Source organism: Streptomyces sp. NPDC052396 (assembly GCF_044593195.1).
GTDB lineage: Bacteria > Actinomycetota > Actinomycetes > Streptomycetales > Streptomycetaceae > Streptomyces.
Window position 1 is genome coordinate 821452 of sequence record NZ_JBIUAW010000001.1, and the last position, 21696, is coordinate 843147.

The following is a 21696-nucleotide window of genomic DNA, read 5'->3' on the forward strand; positions in this document are numbered from 1 at the left end:
GCGTCCGGCCGCCCGTTCCGCGACCGTGGCAGGACCCGGCGGACCGGTTGTCATCCTTTCGGCGGACCCCGCAATGGTCGGACAGTCGAGGTGTGCGACGCGTAAAGCCACGTAACGTGAATCAGGTGACCGTGGGCGCACCCGGCCCCCGCCACACAGACCCGAAAGGCCCCGCACGTGTCCGCCAAGCCCCGCCCCGCCGCCCTGGCGCTGCTCGCCGCAGTCATCGCCGCGCTGCTGCTGCCGGTGACCGGCACCGCCGCGGCCGGGACGGCGGACGGGGACGGGCCGTACCGGCGGCCCTACGCCCACCCGGCCCATCCCTCCCACCCGGCGCGCGCCGGCCAGGGCGCGCCGCTGATGGTCAGGTCCGCCCACCAGGACAAGGCCCGCCGGCACCACCAGCGCACCGCACACCATCCGGCCGCCCGCCCGGCGCCCCGGATCAAACGCCACCGGGCGGCCAGCAACCCCGTCCAGCGCATGGTGCAGGCCGGGCAGACCATCAAGGGCCGGCCCGACCGCGGCAAATCCGCGCTCGCCGTGGCCGGCGCCCTGCTGGGGCTGGGCGCCGGAGCCTTTGGCATGCACCGGCTGCTGCGCCGCCGTACGGCCGGGCGGGCCGGCGGCTGACCGCCGGGCCCACCCCCGGACGGCCGAGAGCACAAGGGGAGAGAACATGGCGGTCACCGTGGTCATCGCGGACGACCAGGAGATGGTCCGCACCGGCTTCCGGATGATCCTGGAGAGCCAGCCGGACATCGAGGTCCTCGCGGACGTGGTGGACGGCGAGGCCGCCCTGGCCGCCGTGGAGCGCTACCAGCCGGACGTCCTGCTGCTGGACATCCGGATGCCCAAGCTGGACGGCCTGGAGGTCACCCGCCGGCTGTCCGGGCTGTCCGCCGCCCACCCGGAACGGGCCGACCGCCCACGCATCGTCATCGTCACCACCTTCGACCTCGACGAATATGTGCACACCGCGCTGCGCAACGGCGCCTCCGGCTTTCTGCTCAAGGACGCCAGCCCCGCCATGCTGGTGGAGGCGGTGCACGCCGCCGCGGTCGGCGACTCGCTGATCTCCCCGGCCATCACCGTCCGGCTGCTGCGCGACATGGCGCCGGTGAGCGCCACCGGCGGCACCGCCCGGCAGCCCGCCGAACCGCTGACCGAACGGGAGGCGGACGTGGTGCGCTGCCTGGCCCGCGGCGCCACCAACGCCGAGATCGCCGCCGAACTGTATGTCTCCCTGTCCACGGTCAAGACCCACCTGGCCAATGTGCAGCTCAAGCTGGACGCCCGTAACCGGGTGGAGATCGCCGCCTGGGCCTGGGAGAGCGGGCTGGCCACGGGCGGTACATGAGCAGATGGGCCGGGTGGAGTGCCCGGCACCCCCATCGGGCGACCGCCGCCAGGACCGTCTTCGCCCTGCTGCTGCTCGCCCTGGTGGCCTTCGAGGGCACCGGGCTGTCCCGGCGGCCCAGCCCCGCCCACGCCATGGTGCTGGCCTCCGGAGTGGCCGTCTGTCTGTGCGCCATCCCGCACCGCTGGATCCCGCTGGAGGTACGGGCGAGCGCCGCCGTGGCCGTCTCCGGGACCACCTCCCTGGTGCTGATGGCCGGGGACCACCCCGGAGCGGTCTGGGGCATGGGCGAGGACATCGCCCTGCTCGTCCTGCTCACCGCCGTCATCCAGCACTCCGGCCCCCGGGCCGCCGGTGTGCTGGGGCCCCTGCTGGCCCTGGCCGCGCTGGCCGCGCCCATGCGGGATCTCAACCCAGGCCGGTTCACTGCCCTGTTCGGCATCATGACCGTGGTGGTGGGCGCCTACTCCCTGCTGCTGCGCGGCCAGGCCGCGCAGCGGATGCGGGACATGGCGGCCGTCCGCACCGCCGAACGCCTGGAACTCGCCCGGGAACTGCACGATCTGGTCGCCCACCATGTCACCGGCATCGCCGTCCAGGCCCAGGCCGCCCGCTTCACCGAGCTCCGGGGCGAGGACGCCGCCCAGGCCTTCCAGCGCATCGAAGCCTCCGCCACCGAGGCGCTGGGCGCCATGCGCCGCCTGGTCGGCATCCTGCGCCAGGGCGCCGAACCGGAGACCGAACCCCTGGCCGGACTGCCCCAAGTCCGCGCCCTGGCCGAGGACTTCACCCGCACCGGACCGCCGGTCGCCCTCTATATCGAGCAGGGCATGGACGGCTGGCTGCCCGGCGAGGTCGCCGCCGCCGTGCACCGGGTGGTCCGCGAATCCCTCACCAACATCCGCAAACACGCCGCCGACGCCACCGCCGTCCGCATCGGCGTCCGTGGCACCGAGGAGGGTGTCGAGTTGCGCATCGCGGACGACGGACGCCACCCCGCAACACTGCCGCCCGAGGCACAGGGCGGCGGCTTCGGACTGGTGGGCCTCGCCGAACGGGCCAAGGCCATGGGCGGCCGGCTGCGCGCCGGCCCCGCCCCGGAGGGCGGCTGGCTGGTCAGGGCGGTCTTCCCGGTGGAACGACGGAACGGCCCAACCGGCCCGGCGACCGGCTGATTCCGGCCGAGGGCGCGTTCGCCTGCGGCACAATCCGCCCAGGGCACAAATCCTTGGGACGCTGGGCACCCGGTCATTACCGTCCCCCTATGGAAACCACCCAAGTCACCCCCGACATCTGGATGTTCCGCTTCACCGCCGGGCAGGCGTACGCCCTGCGCCTGCCGGACGGCTGGGCCCTGATCGACACCGGCCTGCCCGGCCATGCCACCGAGATCCTCGCCGCCCTGGGTGAACTGGGCGCCGCCCCCGGCGACCTCCGCCATATCTTCCTCACCCACCACCACATCGACCACATCGGCAACGCGGCCGAACTGGCCGCCGCCACCGGCGCCGAGGTGCTGGCCGGTGCCGCCGACGCCCCCGTCATCCGGGGCGAGGCCCCCGGGCCCGCACCGGTGTTCAGCGCCGACTGGGAGAGGGAACTCTTCACCACCGTCCACGCCCAGCTCGCCGACGTCCCGCCGCCCACGCCCACCCGGGTGGACCGCGAACTCACCGACGGCTCCCCGCTGAACTGGGGCCTGCCCGCTCAGGCGGTGCACGTCCCCGGCCACACGGACGGCAGCATGGCGCTCCATCTGCCGCAGTCCCGCGTCCTGTTCACCGGTGACACCATCGCCAACCACCCGCAGGTGATGCTCGGCGTCTTCAACACCGACCACGCCCGGGCGATGGCCTCCTTCCGCAAGCAGGCCCGCCTGGAGGTGGACATCGCCCTCTTCGGCCACGGCGAACCGCTGGTGGGCGGGGCGGGGGAGCGGCTGCGGGAGGTGGCGGCGGAGTTGCGGTGAGCCTCGCCGGCTCGCGGGGTCCTGGGCGGCGTCGCCGAGCACCGCCCGGACCTCCGGCACACCCCGGAACGCCGTCAGCCGGCCGAGCACCACACGCACCCGCTCCGCCGTCCGCTCACTGCTCGCCCCGGCGGACAGGGCGATGACCCGCCCGGCCGTCGCCGCCGCCTCCTCCGGCTCATTGGCGTCGGCCGGCGCCACCGCCAACCACGAGAGACAGAGGGCGAGTTCCCGCGCGTGCGTGGCGTCATAGCGGGCGAGCACCTCGCGCAGCAAGGGCACGGCACGCAGCGGACGGCGCAGCTCGGTGTGCACCCGGGCTTCCATGGACTGGATGAAGTCATGGCCGACATGAGCCGGCGCCTTCAGGCTCAGGGGTGGCGGCAGCTGACCGACAAGGCCGTGGAGTGTCTCTCACTTGTGGAGAGCAATGCTGCAGCCCACCGTGTGGACGTGGCATTGAGCGCCGAGCGGCGGATTACGGTGGAAGTAATGTCACCCTGCATGCAGAGCGCGCAGGGCAACGCAATCCGACTTGAGCCAATTGAACGTGAGGGAGTCAAGTGCATCAGTACTCAGCTTTCCCCGTCCCGCCGAAGCCTCAAGCCGTGAGCGAGTACGAGCGCATCGCGGAGAAAGGTGGCTGGCACGACGAGGCGGGGTGGTTTCTCGTCATCGTGGCGGGGGCTGGCGCTGTCTTTGCCGTAGCGGCTCACAAACCCGTGGCTTGGGCGGCGTTGCTGCTGGCGCCGTTCGGCGTTTGGGTATGGGTTCTCGGCCATCGGTTTGGACAGCGGCAGCGTGAGCTGCAATCCGTGGCTCAGGAGTATGTCCGGCAGCTCATGGCCGCCCAGGCGCAGGGTGCGCAGATTCCGGAGCTGTCACCTCAACTGTCGCGGCTTCTTTGAGGTTGAGGTCTGGTTTCTCGTGATCCTGTTCATGGAACCTGAGATTTCTGTGATCGTTGAGTCTGGTACGGATCTCGCCTCTGAACCAATGGCAGAATTGCGGGAGTTGGCCGGGTCGCGGGATGTTTCGGCCGATGTGGCACTTCGCGCACGCCTCCCTGCGTGACAGTTGGGTCCCGTCCGGCTCAGCGGCACGCTGACTCCGGTGCCGTAGAACCCGGACCCGAGCACATAGAGGCCCACATCGCTGCGGTTGTCGAATCGGGCTTTCCCACGTCCAGTTGGATAATGGGGGTGGGCTCGCGCTGATATGGCTTGTACAGCGCTGTGCAGCCGAAGTTGGCATCGGCGAGAGCGGTGGTGAAGGCCACCCCACCGCGATCCGCTTGGGTGCCGGAATGACCACCGACGCCGGTGGATCACCGTGGCGGCCCATGGGGAACTCGCCGTGAGCACCGACCACAGTCCGCGGTAGAGGAGGGAATCGCCATTCGCCAAAGCGGCGGTGAGCAACAGGGAGTTGGCGACTACCGCCGTGACGGCACCGAGCAGGGCGACCAGCCCGGGGTAATTGACCCTGCTGTGGAACCAGTGGGCCACGGCGGCAACCGCACCCAGCAGCACGGCGATGAGCCGAGGACCATCAGGACACCGGTGAGCTTGCCCGAATACGTCAGGGAAACGACGCCGATCCACACCAAATAAAGCTTCCGCATGATGGCAGCTCCCTCGGAGTCAGCGGTCCCCGCGCCGCTGGAATCCGCGGATGCCACGCGGGGTGCCGAGCCCGGTGGGGCCGTTGTACCGGTGCCGGGGGAGGGCGGCGCACAGATAGGTGCGGCAGGAGCCGTTGGCGCCACCGGTGATCTTGTGGAATGCCCGTTGGTGGGCGTACGGGTAGGCATTGGGGTAGTCATGGCGCCCGGGCGGGCGCGCCATCGCGTACATGGCGGCGATCAGCGGGGCCGACAGGCTGGTGCCCCCGGCGACCACCCACCCCGGTCCACCGCGGGCGAAGGAGGTGTACACCGCCAGACCGTTCATGGGGTCGGCGACCGCGGACACATCGGCCACCGTGCGCCGTGGACACAAGGGGTCGTGCTGGAAGGCCGGCTTCCACTCGAAGGCGGAACAGCCGGAGCCCGCCTTGCTCCAGGCCGTCTCGGCCCACTTGCCGTGCGACCTCCGCAGGGAGGTGCCGCCGACGGCCGTGACATAGGACGACGCCGCCGGCCATTCCACGCCGTATCCCTCATCGCCGCTGGAGAAGGTGAAGGCGATTCCGCGATGACCACGGAAGTGACCGTTGTACCGCAGAACCTCCTGATTCTCGGGGGTGGCCCAACTGCCGCTGACGACCCTGGCTCCCTGCCGGACGGCCCGGTCCACTCCGGCGAGCATGTCGGCGGTCCGGTCCGAGTCGGCCTCCACGACCAGGATCCGGCAGCCGGGGCAGGCCGCGCTCACCGCCTCCACATCCATGGCCTCCTCGGAGGCCCAGCCGGCATCGGAACGCGGGTGCGTCGTGCCGCCACGCTGGTCGATCACCCGCAGACAGCCACTGGACGGCCTGCAGGGCGGCAGATGGAACTGTGAGCGGTAGACGGCGAGGTCGGCCGCCAGACGGGGGTGGTGATAGGCGATGACGATCGCCACGGTCCGGCCGCGATGGTGCCCCTGGAGGCCGTACGCGCCACGGATGTCCCTCGGGGTGAGGCCGCGCGGCGGGGACTTCGGGTGGGCGTCCTTGACCACCGGGAGGTCGGTGCGTACCAGTGCCCCGCAGGACATGCGGTCCGGTCCGGCCTGGCGTGAGCAGGCCCGGGCAAAGGGCGGTTCCTTGGGATCACTGGCCGTGGGGGTGTGCGCGCTCGCCGCTGTGGGCAGGGCGCCGAGGCTGGAGAAGAGCAGCGCCCCGGCGAGGAGGAGCGGACGGTTGCGGAATGGACGCACGAACGGTCTCCTTTGGCAGCCCGGCGGCGACACTGGACCTGTGGCTGTCGCCACGTCAATTCGAAGATCACCCTGAAATGGAGATCTCCGGACGGCCACTCGAACGCTGCCAGACGGCCTAACCAACGGACCGGCGCACTCCGCACCTCGGAAGCGCGCCGCGAAGCCAGCCGCCCTGCCCGTAACACAGGCAGAACGGATGCCCCGCCGGATCTCCGAACGCTCCGGAACTACCGTTCTGGAGGACCCGGGTCATCGACCCGCTCGCCGCCATGAGGGCAGCCGCCCGCGCTGCTGTAGAGGAGTCCCGCCGTGCCTGAGTCCTTGTACGAACGTCAACGTCGTTGGGTCGACAACTTGCCGCCCATGAGTGACGAACTGCGGGAATTGGCATGCCTGTTGGGAGACGAAGAGGCTCGGAGGATCCGTGTGCACCCGTTGTGGCCGCTCTTCTCAGAGCTGTTCCGTGCTGAGGCCCGGTGCGACCCCGACCCGGCCGCCCTGGGCATCATCTGTGGTTGCCCAGAGCACTTCTGACCCACTGCCCCCGACGACTGCCCGTGCTGGGCGGCTGTCGGGGGCTCTTTGCGTTGGGCGCGAACCCGGGCCTATCCCCGATTGGGGACGGCAGGCGTTACCTCATTCCCCGGGCGACCGGTTGTACTCGGCCATTGTGGGCTTAGAGGTTGAGGCGTCCTTGAAGGTCAGTTCCCATGGGCCAGTGTTCACGTCGAAATCCTTGCCGAAGCCGACCCACTTACCGCTCATCTTCCGGCCCGTAGGTTCGACAAGGAGCTGAATAGCCCCGTGGTAGACGGCCCCGGCGTAGTAGCCATCCCGTGCTGTTTCCTCGCGCCACGTTCCCGTGACTACGTTTCCTTCAACGGTCAGGTCGAGCGTCAGCGGAGAATTCGGGTTCGAAGAGCCTTCCGGCAGCGAGCGCGCCGTCAGCTTGTTGCCGTGCTGGAGTACCACTACATAGTGCTCTCCGATGAAGTCGGATTCCCGCCCCGACGAGTGGTACTCGTATCGGGACAGCCAGATGCCGGACAGGGTTCCGTGATCGTTGTGCTTGGTCATGGGGGCGATACCTCCTGGGGCTGTTGCGGCTCGCGCCTTCGCCGCCTCTCGCTGTTCTGGTTCACGACCGTTCAGCACGGCTGACTCTGCCGCTCGTGCGTTCGGCCCCGGTGGGGCGAACCCTAAAGCCTCGATCGGAAGACCTGTTACGCGCTCCAGGGCCCTGGCGTAGACGGGGCGGGGGTTGAGGACCTTCCCTGACTCCCATCGCTGAACGTTGCGTTTGGCGCAGTCGTTCGGTTCACCTGATTCCTTCCCCGCCCGACGTATGGCGAGAGCTAGATCATCTTGCGACATGCGCAGGCTGATTCTGACGGCGCGAAGGATCGTGTTGGGTTCGGCCACGTCTTCGACAGTAGGGCGCTGGGCGACAGTTGGTCACGGGTTTTGACCGATGAATGACGCCGGTATGACGCCTTGACGGTCGCCGCGCTGCCCCTGCGACCGGCTGTACATCTGTGGCACTGACGGGGGCAACGCCCAAAGGGATTGGCCTGCATGAGCACACGTGCCGTGATCGCACACGCTGATTGGACCGTTCGGCCCGACCGTGAGCCGGACGCGAAGCCCCACACCTACGCCCAGGAGTGCGACGTGTGTGGGGAAGGCTCCCCCCGGAGCACCGACCAGGAGGTTGGTTCGGTCTGGATCTTGGAGCACGTCAGGGCCAACCCGTCGCACCACTCCTACACGCAGATCGTCAAGCGCCCGTTCCACGCGTGGATGAGGCAGCCGTGATCCGACGCGCGGTCCTCCGATGGGCCGGTGCGATCTGGGCCACGACGGTCGTCGTTTCCGTCGTCCTGGTGATCCCGCTTGTGATCATCAGCAACCCGTACCACCGGTGAGCCCGGCCTCTATGGCTGAGGCGGCAAATACACGCAACCGAAAAGGAGAGTGCAGTGGTGAACACAACCCTTGTTCGTCCGGCTCCCGAGAGGGCGTCCGAGCGTGCACGAGAGATCCTTTCGGCAATTGAGGCAGACCCGGAGTTCGAGCGCCTGCGCACCGGGTGCGCCAAGTACGACAAGGACTGGCAGAGCTTCACGGGCTACGCGCTCGTCGACGGCTTCGACGTCGAGAAGGACACCGTTCCGCTGTTCCCGGAAGCCCTCTGGGCAATGGCGATCAAGTCGGCCGTCTACGAGATGACGGATGGTGACGAGTACGCGGCAGAGGTTCCCGTCTCCGTTCCCGTGGATGAGATGATCCACGCCCTTGCCGCTCAGTTCACCGTGCTGAGCCGTGTTCAGGAGCGGACTGGGATCAAGTTCGTTCACGCCACGGACCGCGAGGAAATCGGCGGCTGGGACCACGGCGACTACACGCACCAGGTCTACCGGGCCGCATGGGGGCCGGTGAACGAGCGGTTCTGGATCGGCAAGGACGAGACCGAGAAACGGCGCGCCGCCGCCATCAAGAAGTATCAGCCGCTGGGCATCTTCGAAGGCGGACGCAGGTTCGCCCCCGGCTTCGCCACGGCGCGCTAGCTGAGAGCGCGGCGCAGCGTCGTGATGACGTCCACTTCGGGGAAGGTACGGGGAATCTCGGTGGTGGCTTGCTCGATCAGCAATTCGAGCACTCCCGGCGCTGCGCTGTGCATCATGTCGCGTAGGTACGAGTCCAGTTCGGCTACGTCGTCAGGCAACGCAAGCTTCGTGGCCACGGGCAAGCTGTCGGTCTTGTATCTCCCCGCAGGGATGCCCAGCTTCTCCGGATGCACGCACACGGGCACACCGTCAGCGGTGTACCGGTGCCCATCGACGGGGTTGAACGGGCAGTCGCGCGAGGGCCGTTGGAACACGTCGAAGGCTCCGAGAGGGAAGCGGCGTGACGGACAGATCCCGCATGCCGGGTGCTCATCGCTGGTGACGTAAGCCTCAGCCATGGCACCGAAGCCTAGGCCCCTGGCCGCCCCGCTCGTGCGTTTCTCCCCCGAGGCGCATGGGCGGAGCTTCTCGCTGCCGTCGACAGCCCGGTACCGTAGAACGGTAAGTCGAGAGCGTTCGGGTCCTCGAAGACCCGGAACCCCCGCTCCGCGCCCCCGCTGTCATGCAGGAACCGCGCTCCCAGAGCCAGCACTTCGCGATGCGCGCGTTCCACGTCCTGGCGGGCCGGTACCTCGAAGTCGAGGTGGAAGTGCTGCGGATGGGACGGGTCGGGCCAGCGGGGCGGCTGGTAGTCCTCGGCGCGCTGGAAGGCCAGGCGCTGACGGGCGGGGCCGGTCAGCCATACCCAGGACGGGTCGGTGTCATCCACCTCCCAGCCGAGGACGGCCGCGTAGAAGGCCGCCAGGGCGGCGGGGTCGGGGCAGTCGATGACGGTGCACTGGAGGGTGGCGATCACGGGAGCGAGGGTAGGAGCAGGGGGTGTCAGGGCGTCAGGACCAGGCGGCCCCGGATGCCGCCCGTGGCCAGGCGGGTGTGGGCCTCGGCGGCCCGGTCCAGGGGGAGGGTGCCGGCCACCCGCAGGGCCAACTGGCCCTGGGCGGCCAGCGAGGACAGATAGGCCAGGCCGGCGGGGTCGGCGGCGACCCATACCTCGGTCACCGTGGTGCCCCGGAGCGGCAGCGGGGCGCCGCCGGCGACGACGGAGGCAAAGGCGCCCCGGTTGCGAAGGGCGCCCAGCACCGCCACACCGAGGACGGCGGCATCCAGGACGGCGTCCACACCGCCGGGCACCAACTCCCGTACCCGGTCCGCCAGATCGTCGCCACGCGGGATGAACCACTGCGCACCGACGGCCCGGACAAAGGGCTCGTCCGCCGCCCCGGCGGAGGCCACCACCCGGATGCCGCGCCGTGCGGCCAGTTCCACCGCGAAGCCGCCCACCGCCCCGGCCGCGCCGGTGACCAGCAAGGTCGCCCCCGGCTTGAGGTCCAGCGCGTCCAGCGCCTGGAGCGCGGTCAGGCCGTTGAGCGGGATGGTGGCGGCCTCGACGGCGGAGACGCCGGACGGGGCCAGGGCCACGGCGGTGACATCCAGGATGATGTACTCGGCATAGGTACCCAGGGGGACATCCAGACGGTCCCGCAGGCCGATCACCGGATCGCCGGGCGCGAAGTGGGTGACACCGGGGCCCACTTCATCGATGGTGCCGGCCACATCCCAGCCGATGCCGGTCACTTCACGGACGGGCATCAGGCCGGCCTCGGCCAGCGCTCCGGAACGGGTGGCCAGATCAACGGGGTTGACCGCGGCGGCCGTCACCCGGATGCGTACCTGCCCGGCACCGGCCGCCGGAACGGGTACCTCCAGGTTCTCCAGGACCTCCGGACCGCCGAACGACCGAACCGTTATTGCGCGCATGGCTGCTTCCTCCCGATGTTGAGCACTGCCGGACGACCTTTCGGACGACCGTATGGGGAGCTACTCTCCATTGGGAAGTACGCACTTGGAAGTGCGTACCATAGGGAGGGGGAGAGCCATGAGCCGCTCACCGCGTACCGTGGAGCAGGCCGCCTATGACGCGTATCTGGCCGAGTGCCCGGCCCGCCGGCTGCTCGACCGGATCAGCGACAAATGGGTCAGCCTCACCGTCAACGCCCTTGCCGACGGGCCGCAGCGCTATAGCGACCTGTCCCGGAGGCTGGTCGGCGTCAGTCAGAAGATGCTCACCCAGACCCTGCGCAACCTGGAACGCGATGGCTTTGTCACCCGGACGGTGACGCCTTCCGTTCCGGTACGGGTCGACTACGCCCTCACCCCGCTCGGCGAACTACTGCTGCCGCTGATGCGGGCGATCAAGGGATGGGCGGAGGAGCACATCGGGGAGGTGCTGGCCGCCCGGGCGGTGTACGACGCCGCGGAGACCGAGGCGGAGGGGAACGGCGGACGATAGTCCAATGGCTGACTTCCGTTTGTCCATGGTCACTTGATGGATTCACCCCGCAGAGTGGCGCACACACCGCGAGGATCCGGCGCCGTCGCGGGGGTACGGCGCCGGTTCCGTGGCGCGGGGGACGGGAGGGGCAGGCCCGGGACCGGGAAAGGTCCCAAGTTGGCCATGGACGGCTTCGCGGCGCACGATCTCGGGAAAACACCCCCCACAGGGCTCGTCCCGCTGGTCACCGTCATCGGCCGGTGATCAGCGGGACGTGGGGGGAACCAGGCCCGGCGGGAGCTCGCCGGGCCGGTCCAGTTCCAGGACGAGCAGGGTGTTCTCGCCCTCGCGCAGTACCGGGCCGGGGACATACAGCGAGCGCTGGGGGCCCCGGTCCCAGTAGCGGCCCAGGCAGAAGCCGTTGAGCCAGGCGAACCCACGTCGCCAGCCGGGGAGTTCCAGATATGCGTCCCCGGGGCGGACGGGGAGGACGAAGCTCGCGCGGTAGGCGCCGGGGGCGCGCTCGTCCGGCGCGCGCCAGGGGAGTGAGGTCCCCGGTGCTTCCAGGGCATCCAGCCGCAGACCGCGCGCCCGCACCCCGTGCACATACTGCAGCGCGTGCAGCAGACCACCGGTCAGGCCCTTGGCCTCGCCCAGCCGTGGACCGTAGTTGACCCGGCCCAGCGACTCCACCCACAGCTCCACCTCGGCCGGGCCCGGCACTTCGCCGATCAGCGAGGACTCCTCGTCCAGTACGGCCGCGCGCACGCCGTTCACCCAGGCCGTCGCCAGGTCCCGCACTCCGGCGGCGTGCAGGGGCAACGCGGGGCGCGGGCCGGGGATCCGGAAGCGGTAGCGGACCAGACCGCGGTCGATGTCCAGATCCTCGAAGGAGGGCGGAAGCGGGGTGTCGCTCTCCGGGCCGCCGAGGACGTCCATGACCTCGGACAACGGGCACCAGTGGGCGGGGCGGACGGTCAGCGGCGCGGACAGCGCCGGGGGAGGGGCGGGCGGTTCGGGCGGCGGGGCGCCGGCACCGAATTCCGTGAGGACCTCGCGGAAGGCATGGAACTTGGCCGTCGGACGGCCGAGTTCATCAATGGGGGCGTCATAGTCGTAGGAGGTGAGCGTGGGGCGCAGCGCACCCCGGTGATCCTCACCGGACCGGTTGGCACCCGACCAGCCGCCGAAACTGGTGCCGCCATGGGCCATATAGATGTTCACCGAGGCGCCCGGCTCCAGGATCTCCCGCAGCACCGCGGCGGCCTCGTCCACCGGGCGGGCGGCGGGCTCCCCACCCCAGTGGGTGAACCAGCCGCACCAGAACTCCATACACATCAACGGCCCTTGCGGCCGGTGCCGGCGCAGCACCTCGAACGCCTGCCGGGCACCCCGGCCGAAGTTGACGGTCGCCACCGCCCCGGGGACCGTACCGCCGGAGAGCATATGGTCCTCCGGGCCGTCCGAGGTCACCAGAGGCACCGTCACCCCCAACTCCCGCCAGCGACCCACCAGATGGGACAGATAGCGGCGGTCGCTGCCATAGGAGCCGTACTCGTTCTCCACCTGGAGCAGCACCACCGGACCGCCCCGGTCCACCTGCCGTTCCACCACCTGCCCGGCCACCGCGGCCAGCCAGCCGTCCACCGCCGCCAGATACTCCTTGCCGGAGGTGCGCGGACGGCCCGGCAGCCAGTGCGGCAGGCCGCCGTTCTCCCACTCCGCGCAGATATACGGGCCGGGGCGGACGATGGCATACAGCCCGGCGTCCCGCGCCGCGTCCAGGAAACGGCCCAGCTCCGACACCTCGCACCGGCCCCGGCGCGACTCGTGCCGGTTCCACGGCACATAGCTCTCCACGCAGTTGAGGCCCATGGCGCGCAGCATGCCCAGCCGGTGCGGCCACAGGCCCTCATGCACCCGGAAGTAGTGCAGCGCCCCGGACAGCAGCCGCACCGGCCGCCCGTCCAGCGCGAAGCCGTCCTGATCCGCCGTGAAGTCCGGCATGCCACCCCTGCCCGTGAACGCCCTGTGCGGGCGTGGTGAGTGCTCTGTGCGCGTGCGCGGTGATTGCATCCTCGCCCTCTGGCGGGGCAGCGGACCATGGACAAAGATCAGCGCTGCTTGGACGAACGAGGAAAGACAAACGGCGAACGAGGAAAGACAAACGACGAACGACGGAAGCCGCGCGGCGGGAGACGGCGTGTATCACACCTGGATGCGGTACTTCACCCCCGGCCCGGTGCACCACCGGCTGGGCCTGGTCTGCCTCGGCGTCGGACTGCAGCACGGCGCGCTGCCCACCGTCGGCCCGCGCACCCTGGACCACCATGTCGCCGTGGTGATCAGCGCGGGCGGCGGCTGGTACCGCACCCGCGACGGACGCGTCCTGCGGGTCACCGCCCCCGCCCTGCTGTGGCTGATCCCCGGCATCCCGCACCACTACGGGGCCGCCCCGGGCAACGGCTGGGACGAGAGCTTTGTCGACTTCACCGGCTCCGCGGTCGCCGCCTACACCGAACTCGGCTATATCGAGCCCGAACGGCCGGTGGTCCCGCTCACCGACACCACCGGGCCGCGCGGCATCATCGCCCGCATCGCCCGGGCCGCCCGCTGCGGCAACCCGCTGCTGGAGGTCGAGACCTCCGCCGCCGTCCATGAACTGCTGGTCGCCCTGCGGCGGGCCCGGGCCGGCACCGGCCCCGACACCGACCCGGTGCTCCAGGCACTGGCCCGGGACGCCTTTCTGCCGCTGTCCGTCGCCCAGCACGCGGCCCGGCACGGCATGACCCCCGCCGCGCTGCGCACCGCCGTCCGCCAGGGCGCGGGCTGCAGCCCCAAGGACTACCTGCTGGGCATCCGGCTGGGCCGGGCCAAGGAACTGCTGGCCGCCACCGAGCTGCCGGTGGCCGCGGTGGCCCGCCGGGTGGGGTACGACGACCCGGCCTACTTCAGCCGCCTGTTCGCACGGCGCGTGGGCACCGCGCCGGTACGGTTCCGGGAGCGGCAGGGGCGGACCGTGCCGGGCGGATTCAGCGACCACGTCCCGGACCCCGATCACCCGCCGGTCATCGGCCCCTGTTCCTCCGCTTAAGCTGGGGCAGCATGGACACCCCCACCAGCCCCACCGGCGATGACTCCGCCGCGGTGCAGGCCGAGCTGACCCGGCTGCGCGAGAGCATCGACAACATCGACGCGGCCGTCATCCATATGCTCGCCGAACGCTTCAAATGCACCCAGCAGGTCGGCCACCTCAAGGCCGCCCACAAAATGCCCCCGGCCGACCCGGCCCGGGAGGCCCGGCAGATCGCCCGCCTGCGAGCCCTGGCGGAGAACGCCAAGCTGGACCCGGCATTCGCGGAGAAGCTCCTGAACTTCATCATCGCGGAGGTCATCCGGCACCATGAGACGATCGCACGGTCGTAGCGGCCACTGCGATTCGCCCAAGGCCGGCCGTCCATAAGGGAGTCGGGCTCCAGGGTTCCGTATGCCTCGCGGGCCGGAGCCTGCCCTTTCGGCGGCACCGCGCACGGCCTGACCGGCGGACCCGGCAACCCCGCGGCGGCCACTGGGCAAACCAGACGCCCACCACCCACCAGGCTCACGGCCAGGCCCGGACCACCTGGCAAGGCAGGAGCGGGCCGCCCACAAACCCCTAGGCCCAGCGGCAACACCCCGGCAGGATGAGGGGCATGCCCGCACTCACACGCAGCGAAGCCGTCGGCCGCGCCCAACTCCTGGACGTCCACGGCTATGACATCCACCTCGACCTCACCGGTGGCGAGGAAACCTTCCGCTCCACCACCACCATCGACTTCACCGCCCGCACCGCGGGCGACACCTTTGTCGAGCTGAAGCCCGCCGCCCTGTACCGGGCCGAGCTGGACGGGCAGGCCCTCGACCCGGCCACCCTGGCGGACAACCGGCTGCCGCTCCCCGGACTCACCCCCGGCCGCCACCGGCTGCACCTCGAAACCGAGATGCGCTACTCCCGCACCGGCGAGGGCATGCACCGGTTCACCGACCCCGCCGACGGCGAAACCTATGTCTACACCCAGCTCTTCCTGGACGACGTCCAGCGTGTCTTCCCCGCCTTCGACCAGCCCGACCTCAAGGCCGTCTTCAACGCCTCGGTCACCGCGCCCGACGACTGGACCGTCCTCGGCAACGGCACCGCCACCCGCGAGGGCAACCGCTGGACACTCGCCACCACCCCGCCGCTGAGCACCTACTTCGTCGCCTTCGCCGCCGGACCCTGGCACTCGGTGCACACCGAACACGCCGGACTGCCCTTCGGGCTGCACTGCCGCCGCTCGCTCGCCCCCCACCTGGACAGCGACGCGGAGGAAATGCTCGGCATCACCCGCGCCTGCTTCGACCGCTACCACCAGATCTTCGACGAGCCCTACCCCTTTGACTCCTACGACCAGGCATTCGTCCCCGAGTTCAACGCCGGGGCCATGGAGAACCCCGGACTGGTCACCTTCCGCGACGAGTTCCTCTACCGCTCCGCCGTCACCGCCACCGAACGCCAGACCCGCGGCATCGTCATCGCCCATGAAATGGCCCATATGTGGTTCGGCGACCTGGTCACCCTCAAGTGGTGGGACGACATCTGGCTGAACGAGTCCTTCGCCGAGTACATGGCCTACTACGTACTCAACGAGGTCAGCGAATTCACCGAAATCTGGACCGAGTTCGGCACCAGCCGCAAATCCTGGGGCTATGACGCCGACCAGCGCCCCACCACCCACCCGGTCGCCCCCGACGCCGAGGCCGTCCACGACACCGCCACCGCCCTGCTCAACTTCGACGGCATCTCCTACGCCAAGGGCGCCAGCGCCCTGCGCCAACTCGTCGCCTGGCTGGGCGAGAAGGACTTCCTGGCCGGCATCAACGACCACTTCGCCCGGCACCGCTTCGGCAACGCCACCCTCGCCGACTTCATCGACTCTCTGGACCGCGCCAGCGACCGGGACGTCCACGCCTGGGCCCGGCACTGGCTGCGCACCAGCGGCGTCGACACCCTCACCCCCGAGGTGAGCGAGGAGAACGGCGGCTGGCGGCTGGACATCCACCACCACGGCAACCGCCCCCACCAGCTCGGCATCGCCCTCTACGACCACCACCAGGACGGCCGGCTCACCGCCCGCCAACCCCTCACCACCCAGCTCACCGCCGACGGCGGCACCCACACCCTCCACCTCACCGGCACCCGCCCCGACCTGCTGCTGCTCAACGACCAGGACCTCACCTACGCCAAGGTCCGCCTGGACGACCACTCCTGGCACACCGCACTGAAGGCCCTGTCCGCCCTCCCCGACCCCCTCAACCGGGCCGTCGCCTGGAACGCCGCCCGCGACATGGTGCGCGACGGCCAACTCGCCCCCGCCGCCTACCTGGACGCCGCCCGCGCCCATCTGCCCCGGGAAACCGACAACGCCATCGTCGGCGGCGTCCTCACCTTCGCCCGCGGCCACCTCGCCGACCAGTACGTACCCGCCGCCGGCCGGCCCGCGGCCCTGGCCGCGCTGACCGCCATCAGCCGCGCACTCCTGGACCACACCGCCCCCGACGCCGGCCTGCGCCTGACCGCCGTACGCACCCTGATCGACAGCACCACCGAACCCGGCACCCTGCACGACTGGCTGCGCACCGGCACCATCCCCGGCGGACCCGCCCTCGACCCCGAACTGCGCTGGCGCACCCTGACCCGGCTGGCCGTCCTCGGCGCCATCGGCACCGCCGACATCGACGCCGAACTCCAGCGGGACCCCAGCGCCACCGGCCGCGAGGGCGCCGCCCGCTGCCGCGCCGCACTGCCCGACCCGGCGGCCAAGGAAGCGGCCTGGCAGGCCATGTACGGCGGCGACCAACTCTCCAACTACCTCTTCACCGCCACCGCCCAGGGCTTCTGGCAGGCCGAACAGCTCGACCTGGTACGGCCGTTCGCCCAGCGCTACTTCCCCGACGCCGTCGCCCTCGCCGCCCGCCGCGGCCCCGCCCTCGCCACCGGCGCGGGCAAGGAAGGCTTCCCCCGGGTGCTCGTCGAGGACGCCACCCTACGGCTGACCGAGGACTGCCTCCGCGACAGCGACCCCACCCCGGCGCTGCGCCGCCAGCTCACCGAGCGGCTGGACGACCTGCGGCGCGCCCTGCGGGTACAGGGCGCCCAGGGCTAGCCCCGCCTGGTCCCGGGCAGGCCCCGGGTATGACAAAGGGCGCCCAACCCCTCGGGGGGCCGGGCGCCCTTCGTCAAACCGGGCCGGAACAGCCGCGCTGTTAGCCGCGCTTGTCCTGCACCGTGTCCTGCGGCTCGGAGGCCTTCAGCTCGGCCATGAAGCGGTCCACGATCCCGCTGCGCTGCACATACTCCTCGACCGACTCACCGACGATACGACCGGCGAGGTCGGTGGCCAGCCGGCCGACCTGCTCCCGCAGCTCCGCCTCGGCGACGGCCCGCTCGGCGTCGATCACCGCATGGCCGGCGGAGATGATCTCCTCACGCTGCCGCTGACCCTCGGCACGCAGCTCCGCGATGATCGCGTTGCCCTGCTCCACCGACTCCTGGCGCAGCCGGGCCGCCTCATGACGGGCCTCGGACAGCAGCTCCTGGTACTCGGTGTGCACCCGGGCGGCCTCCGCCCGAGTCTCCTCCGCCTCCTCGAACCGGCCCTCGGTGGCCTGCTCACGCTCGTCGAGCACCTTGTTGATCTTGGGCAGGATGCCCTTCGCCATCACGGCGAAGACGAGGAAGAACAGCACGAGGCCCAGCACCAGCGGAGCGAGGTCCGGCTTGAGCGGTCCGATGTCGAGAGCAAGGTTCATCATGGCCATGGTGTGCAGGGTACCGTGGCACCCCGCCGGGGCCCGCATCCGGGCATGCCGGCCCAGCACCCGGTTCCGGGCGCGACCCGCCGGCCGCCTCCGGCCCCGCACCGGGCAGCGCGCCAAGCCGTGTCCGACGAGCCTCGGACCGCGTCATCACCAGGGCGCGCCATTGCCGGGACGAGGGTGCCTCCGCCGCGTTCCCAGGCGCGGGCGGCCCCTGGCCGGTCACGCCCACGCGGCGGAGCCGCATCGCATAGACGCCCCGCGCCCCCTACAGGGCGCGCCAAACCCCAAGCGCGCCCGGCACCCTTTACGGCCCTCGCGCAGCGCACCCCCACCACCCCCGCGCCCGGCGCCCTTACCTCCCGCGCGGCCCCCGCGCCGTGCCCGCACGCAAGGGCCCGCCCCCAACCGCCAACCGGAACCGCATAACCCGCACATCCCTCCATCGGGCGAACCACCCCGCACCCCCGGTCACCGATCGCGTACACCGGGTAGCTTGCGCCGCGTCCCGCACTCGATCAGCGCCTCGTGGAAGGTCACACCGCCGCATGACCACCCCCTCCGCCCCCGGCAATCCCAACCACCCCAACGCCCAGGAACGCCCCCTGGACCTCGCCGGAATCGGAATCGGCCCCAGCAACCTCTCCCTCGCCGCCCTCTCCCAGCCCATCGGCGAACTCCACTCCGCCTTCTACGACGAGAACCACACCTTCCACTGGCACCCCGGCATCCTCATCGAAGGCACCGCCCTCCAGGTCCCCTTCCTCGCCGACCTGGTCACCCTGGCCGACCCGGCCAGCCCCTGGACCTTCCTCAACTACCTCAAGAGCCGCGAACGCCTCTACCCCTTCTACTTCGCCGAGCGCTTCCACATTCAGCGCGCCGAATACGACGCCTACTGCCGCTGGGTCAGCCAGAACCTCCCGGCCCTCCACTTCGGCCACCACATCGACGCCATCCGCTGGAACCCCGAGCGCGTCCTGTTCGAGATCGACTACACCCAGCTCGACCCGGACGGCGAAGCCGAAGCCCTCGGCCGCGCCTACGCCCGCAACATCGTGCTCGGCGTCGGCACCACCCCCCACATCCCCGACCCGCTGCGCCCGCTGGCCGACGCACCCGGCGTACCCGTCATCCACTCCGCCGACTACCTGGCCCACCGCGACCGGCTGCTTGCCGCCGAACACATCACCGTCGTCGGCTCCGGACAGTCCGGCGCCGAGATCTTCCTCGACCTGCTGCGCCACCGCCCGGCCGGCCGGGAACGGCTGCACTGGGTGGCCCGCACCCCCGCCTTCGCCCCCATGGAACGCAGCCGGCTCGGCCTCGAACACTTCACCCCGGACTACACCCACTACTTCCACGCCCTCCCCGAGGGCGTACGCGACCAACTCCTGCCCCAGCAGTGGCAGCTCCACAAGGGCATGGACCCCGCCACCATCACCGCCATCCATGACGAGCTCTACCGCCGCTCCCTGCATGGCGACTGGCCGGACACCACCCTCACCCCGGGCGTCTTCGTCCGCACCGCGGGACGCGTCGGCACCACCCGGGTGGAACTCCACCTGGAACACGCCGAGCAGGGCACCCGCTCCCGCCTCACCACCGACGCCGTGATCCTCGCCACCGGCTACCGCGAACGCCGCGTCGACACCCTGCTCGCCGCCCTCGACCCCTATATCCGCCGCGACTCCAGCGGCCGGCCGCGCATCGACGCCGAACAGCGGCTGGTGCTCGACCCCTTGGTCAAGGGCGCCATCCACATCCAGAACGCCCAGACACACACCCATGGCGTGGGCAGCCCCGACCTCGGACTCACCGCCTGGCGCAGCGCCACCATCCTCAACAGCATCACCGGCAACAGCCACTACAAGCTGCCGCAGCGCACCGCCTTCACCACCTTCGGCCTGGAGCCGCGGCCCATGCCACGGCCCCACACCTCAACCACCGGCGGCTCAGAACACCGGCACACCATCCCGCGTCAACTTCCAGTCCACTGAAGAGAACCGGGACACATCAATCGTCCCCTTGGCCTTCACCCAGGAAATGATGGTGTTCCGGATCTCCTCCGAATTCGCCCACACCTCCTGCGCCCGGGCCACATGCGGGAAACCACCCCCGCCACTGGCCCGGTAGTTGTTCACCGCCAGCACAAAACGAGCGGAGTCATCCAGCGGCTTCCCGTCGAACGACAGCTTCGCGATCCGCGAACCAGGCGCCTTCGCGATGTCGATCTCATACGAGAGGCCGCTCACCGCGTCATAGTTGAAGTCCGGAATCCCCTCGGCATTCGTCAGCTTCGCCGGATCCACCGGCGCCCCGGCCGGCGTACGGACGTAGTAGTGCGCCGAGAACTCCAGATAGTCCCGCAGCTGCTTACCGGTCAACACCCGGGCCGCCAGGGTGTTCTCGAACGGATACAGGCCCGCCACCTGGCGCACCGACACCTTCCCCGCCGGAATCGCCGCGGTACGCGAGAAACACGAAGCCTGGGAGAGCACCGGCAGCGAGGCATACGGCGTACCGGCCAGCGCGGCCTTCACCGTCTCGGTCTGCACCCGGTTGATGAAATCGATGATCGGGGTGTCCTTGTACGGCGCCTCGGCCGCGCTCATCGCCGCCGTGGAGGTACCGATCCGCTCATTGACATAGGCCACCACCTTCCGGTGCTGGTCACGCACCAGACGGACGATCCGCTCGTCCTCCGGCACCGTGTTGGAGTTCAGCACCTTCGCCGACACCGACTCCACCTGCCAGGCACCCCGGCCCCACACCAGCTCGAAGTCGAACACGGTAAGCCGCTGGCCGAACTTGAGCGGCTCGGACAGCACCACCTGCTTGCCCGACTTCTTGTTGGTCACCCGGTACTCGGGAATCTCCACATGGGCATGGCCCACCAGAATCGCGTCGATGCCCGGCACCTTCTCCGCCACCAGGGCCGCCGCGTTCTCCACATACGGCAGCGCGTCACCGTACGAAGACGTGCCACTGGCCCCCGAATGCGCCGCCACGATCACCACATCCACGCCCATCGAACGCAGCTTGGGCACCCACTTCGCGGCCTGCTCCTCCAGACCCGGGAAAACCATCTTCCCATGCACATTCGCCTTGTCCCAGATCGCGATGCCCGGATTGGTCAGACCCAGGATCGCCACCCGTACATCACGGCCGTGCGGAGTATGCACCCGCTTGATCACATAGGGCGGGAACGCCGGACGCAGCGTCCTGGCATCCAGTGCGTTGGCCGCCAGCAGCGGGAACTCACACTGCTTCTCGAACTTCCGCAGCACCGGAATGCCGTAATTGAACTCATGGTTGCCCACCGCCGCCGCGACATAGCCCATGGCGTTCATCGCCTTGGCCATCGGATGCACCGGGCCATGCGCCCCGGTGATCGGCTCCACCCGGGCGTAGTAGTACGCCAGTTGTGTGCCCTGAATCGTGTCACCCGCGTCAATGAGCAGGGTGTTGTGCCGGCCCTTCTCCTTGCGCACCCGGTTCACCAGCGTCGATATCTTCGCCAGGCCCACATCGTTGTGGTCCTTGTCCTTGAAGGCGGCATCGGTGAAGTAGTCCCAGTTGAAGACGTTGCCATGCAGGTCCGTGGTGCCCATCACGGTCAGGGCGTAACGGCGCTTGCGACGGCCCCGCCCCCCGTCGTCCGCCGCCACGGCCGGAGCGGCACCCACCGCGCCGGACAGGGCGACCCCGGCACCCGTCGCGGCCGTACGCCCCAGAAATTTCCTACGGTTGAGCGGCATTTGTCTTTC

The 21696-nt window shown here is 70.1% G+C and carries 19 protein-coding genes; 11 read left to right on the plus strand and 8 right to left on the minus strand.

Going from position 1 to position 21696, the window contains the following annotated elements; genetic code table 11:
- Positions 1 to 177: 177 nt before the first annotated feature.
- The 5 genes from ACIHFE_RS04005 to ACIHFE_RS04025 all read left to right on the plus strand — a co-directional run bounded on the left by ACIHFE_RS04005 (position 178) and on the right by ACIHFE_RS04025 (position 4237).
- Positions 178 to 633 carry a hypothetical protein gene (locus ACIHFE_RS04005; protein ID WP_400104180.1) on the plus strand — a complete coding sequence of 152 codons (456 nt, stop codon included), beginning with the start codon at positions 178 to 180 and terminating at the stop codon, positions 631 to 633.
- Positions 634 to 679: 46 nt separating this feature from the next.
- Positions 680 to 1360 (plus strand): response regulator, encoded by a 681-nt coding sequence (locus tag ACIHFE_RS04010; protein ID WP_400104181.1) that lies wholly within the window; start codon positions 680 to 682, stop codon positions 1358 to 1360.
- Positions 1357 to 2535 carry a sensor histidine kinase gene (locus tag ACIHFE_RS04015; protein WP_400104182.1) on the plus strand — a complete coding sequence of 393 codons (1179 nt, stop codon included), beginning with the start codon at positions 1357 to 1359 and terminating at the stop codon, positions 2533 to 2535. Before ACIHFE_RS04010 ends, ACIHFE_RS04015 begins: the two co-directional genes overlap by 4 nt.
- Before the next feature lie 89 nt (positions 2536 to 2624).
- The gene (locus ACIHFE_RS04020; protein WP_400104183.1) at positions 2625 to 3329 is read left to right on the plus strand and encodes an MBL fold metallo-hydrolase; all 705 of its coding nucleotides are present in this window, start codon (positions 2625 to 2627) and stop codon (positions 3327 to 3329) included.
- A gap of 608 nt (positions 3330 to 3937) precedes the next feature.
- On the plus strand, positions 3938 to 4237 hold the full coding sequence (locus ACIHFE_RS04025) for a hypothetical protein (protein ID WP_400104184.1): 300 nt from the start codon (positions 3938 to 3940) through the stop codon (positions 4235 to 4237).
- A gap of 735 nt (positions 4238 to 4972) precedes the next feature.
- Here ACIHFE_RS04025 and ACIHFE_RS04030 read toward each other — a convergent pair.
- Both ACIHFE_RS04030 and ACIHFE_RS04035 read right to left on the minus strand, forming a co-directional pair.
- Positions 4973 to 6190: a S8 family serine peptidase gene (locus ACIHFE_RS04030; protein WP_400104185.1), complete on the minus strand. Its 1218-nt coding sequence runs from the start codon at positions 6188 to 6190 to the stop codon at positions 4973 to 4975.
- 639 nt (positions 6191 to 6829) lie between these two features.
- Positions 6830 to 7567 carry an XRE family transcriptional regulator gene (locus ACIHFE_RS04035; RefSeq protein WP_400104408.1) on the minus strand — a complete coding sequence of 246 codons (738 nt, stop codon included), beginning with the start codon at positions 7565 to 7567 and terminating at the stop codon, positions 6830 to 6832.
- A gap of 605 nt (positions 7568 to 8172) precedes the next feature.
- On the opposite strand from ACIHFE_RS04035, the gene ACIHFE_RS04040 reads away from it, so the two are divergent.
- A complete protein-coding gene (locus tag ACIHFE_RS04040; RefSeq protein ID WP_400104186.1) occupies positions 8173 to 8760 on the plus strand; it encodes a hypothetical protein in 588 nt (195 codons plus the stop codon).
- On the opposite strand, the gene ACIHFE_RS04045 is transcribed toward ACIHFE_RS04040, so the two are convergent.
- The 3 genes from ACIHFE_RS04045 to ACIHFE_RS04055 are packed head-to-tail and all read right to left on the minus strand — an operon-like array spanning position 8757 to position 10578.
- Complete coding sequence (locus ACIHFE_RS04045; protein WP_400104187.1) at positions 8757 to 9158, minus strand: hypothetical protein; 402 nt, start codon at positions 9156 to 9158, stop codon at positions 8757 to 8759. The two genes, ACIHFE_RS04040 and ACIHFE_RS04045, sit on opposite strands and share 4 nt — an antisense overlap.
- Positions 9159 to 9169: 11 nt before the next feature.
- Positions 9170 to 9616: a VOC family protein gene (locus tag ACIHFE_RS04050; protein WP_400104188.1), complete on the minus strand. Its 447-nt coding sequence runs from the start codon at positions 9614 to 9616 to the stop codon at positions 9170 to 9172.
- Between the two features lie 26 nt (positions 9617 to 9642).
- Positions 9643 to 10578 carry an NADP-dependent oxidoreductase gene (locus ACIHFE_RS04055; RefSeq protein ID WP_400104189.1) on the minus strand — a complete coding sequence of 312 codons (936 nt, stop codon included), beginning with the start codon at positions 10576 to 10578 and terminating at the stop codon, positions 9643 to 9645.
- Positions 10579 to 10696: 118 nt separating this feature from the next.
- Here ACIHFE_RS04055 and ACIHFE_RS04060 point away from each other — a divergent pair, with 118 nt between their 5' ends.
- A complete protein-coding gene (locus tag ACIHFE_RS04060; protein WP_400104190.1) occupies positions 10697 to 11110 on the plus strand; it encodes a winged helix-turn-helix transcriptional regulator in 414 nt (137 codons plus the stop codon).
- Between the two features lie 246 nt (positions 11111 to 11356).
- Here ACIHFE_RS04060 and ACIHFE_RS04065 read toward each other — a convergent pair whose 3' ends face one another.
- A complete protein-coding gene (locus ACIHFE_RS04065) occupies positions 11357 to 13099 on the minus strand; it encodes a beta-galactosidase family protein (protein WP_400104191.1) in 1743 nt (580 codons plus the stop codon).
- 196 nt (positions 13100 to 13295) lie between these two features.
- Here ACIHFE_RS04065 and ACIHFE_RS04070 point away from each other — a divergent pair, with 196 nt between their 5' ends.
- The 3 genes from ACIHFE_RS04070 (at position 13296) to pepN (ending at position 17274) form a co-directional block, all read left to right on the plus strand.
- Positions 13296 to 14186, plus strand: coding sequence for a helix-turn-helix domain-containing protein (locus tag ACIHFE_RS04070; RefSeq protein ID WP_400104192.1), 891 nt, complete (start codon positions 13296 to 13298; stop codon positions 14184 to 14186).
- A gap of 11 nt (positions 14187 to 14197) precedes the next feature.
- Complete coding sequence (locus tag ACIHFE_RS04075) at positions 14198 to 14518, plus strand: chorismate mutase (protein WP_400104193.1); 321 nt, start codon at positions 14198 to 14200, stop codon at positions 14516 to 14518.
- 266 nt (positions 14519 to 14784) lie between these two features.
- Entirely contained in the window at positions 14785 to 17274 is a 2490-nt protein-coding gene (pepN, locus tag ACIHFE_RS04080; protein ID WP_400104194.1) for an aminopeptidase N, read from the plus strand.
- A gap of 100 nt (positions 17275 to 17374) precedes the next feature.
- Here pepN and ACIHFE_RS04085 read toward each other — a convergent pair whose 3' ends face one another.
- Positions 17375 to 17929 (minus strand): F0F1 ATP synthase subunit B, encoded by a 555-nt coding sequence (locus ACIHFE_RS04085; RefSeq protein WP_400104195.1) that lies wholly within the window; start codon positions 17927 to 17929, stop codon positions 17375 to 17377.
- 545 nt (positions 17930 to 18474) lie between these two features.
- Here ACIHFE_RS04085 and ACIHFE_RS04090 point away from each other — a divergent pair.
- Positions 18475 to 19926, plus strand: coding sequence for a lysine N(6)-hydroxylase/L-ornithine N(5)-oxygenase family protein (locus ACIHFE_RS04090; protein ID WP_400104196.1), 1452 nt, complete (start codon positions 18475 to 18477; stop codon positions 19924 to 19926).
- On the opposite strand, the gene ACIHFE_RS04095 is transcribed toward ACIHFE_RS04090, so the two are convergent.
- Positions 19882 to 21687, minus strand: a complete 1806-nt coding sequence (locus ACIHFE_RS04095) for a bifunctional metallophosphatase/5'-nucleotidase (protein ID WP_400104197.1) — start codon at positions 21685 to 21687, stop codon at positions 19882 to 19884. The two genes, ACIHFE_RS04090 and ACIHFE_RS04095, sit on opposite strands and share 45 nt — an antisense overlap.
- Positions 21688 to 21696 lie beyond the last annotated feature (9 nt).

What these genes read in the sequence shown, in the direction of transcription:
- ACIHFE_RS04085 (WP_400104195.1), bottom strand. Translation starts at nt 17,929, where the DNA reads ATGGCCATGATGAACCTTGCTCTCGACATCGGACCGCTCAAGCCGGAC.
- ACIHFE_RS04015 (WP_400104182.1), top strand. Translation starts at nt 1,357, where the DNA reads ATGAGCAGATGGGCCGGGTGGAGTGCCCGGCACCCCCATCGGGCGACC.
- ACIHFE_RS04075 (WP_400104193.1), top strand. Translation starts at nt 14,198, where the DNA reads ATGGACACCCCCACCAGCCCCACCGGCGATGACTCCGCCGCGGTGCAG.
- ACIHFE_RS04060 (WP_400104190.1), top strand. Translation starts at nt 10,697, where the DNA reads ATGAGCCGCTCACCGCGTACCGTGGAGCAGGCCGCCTATGACGCGTAT.
- ACIHFE_RS04035 (WP_400104408.1), bottom strand. Translation starts at nt 7,567, where the DNA reads ATGTCGCAAGATGATCTAGCTCTCGCCATACGTCGGGCGGGGAAGGAA.
- ACIHFE_RS04065 (WP_400104191.1), bottom strand. Translation starts at nt 13,099, where the DNA reads ATGCCGGACTTCACGGCGGATCAGGACGGCTTCGCGCTGGACGGGCGG.
- ACIHFE_RS04045 (WP_400104187.1), bottom strand. Translation starts at nt 9,158, where the DNA reads ATGGCTGAGGCTTACGTCACCAGCGATGAGCACCCGGCATGCGGGATC.
- ACIHFE_RS04010 (WP_400104181.1), top strand. Translation starts at nt 680, where the DNA reads ATGGCGGTCACCGTGGTCATCGCGGACGACCAGGAGATGGTCCGCACC.
- ACIHFE_RS04055 (WP_400104189.1), bottom strand. Translation starts at nt 10,578, where the DNA reads ATGCGCGCAATAACGGTTCGGTCGTTCGGCGGTCCGGAGGTCCTGGAG.
- ACIHFE_RS04020 (WP_400104183.1), top strand. Translation starts at nt 2,625, where the DNA reads ATGGAAACCACCCAAGTCACCCCCGACATCTGGATGTTCCGCTTCACC.
- ACIHFE_RS04095 (WP_400104197.1), bottom strand. Translation starts at nt 21,687, where the DNA reads ATGCCGCTCAACCGTAGGAAATTTCTGGGGCGTACGGCCGCGACGGGT.
- pepN (WP_400104194.1), top strand. Translation starts at nt 14,785, where the DNA reads ATGCCCGCACTCACACGCAGCGAAGCCGTCGGCCGCGCCCAACTCCTG.
- ACIHFE_RS04090 (WP_400104196.1), top strand. Translation starts at nt 18,475, where the DNA reads ATGACCACCCCCTCCGCCCCCGGCAATCCCAACCACCCCAACGCCCAG.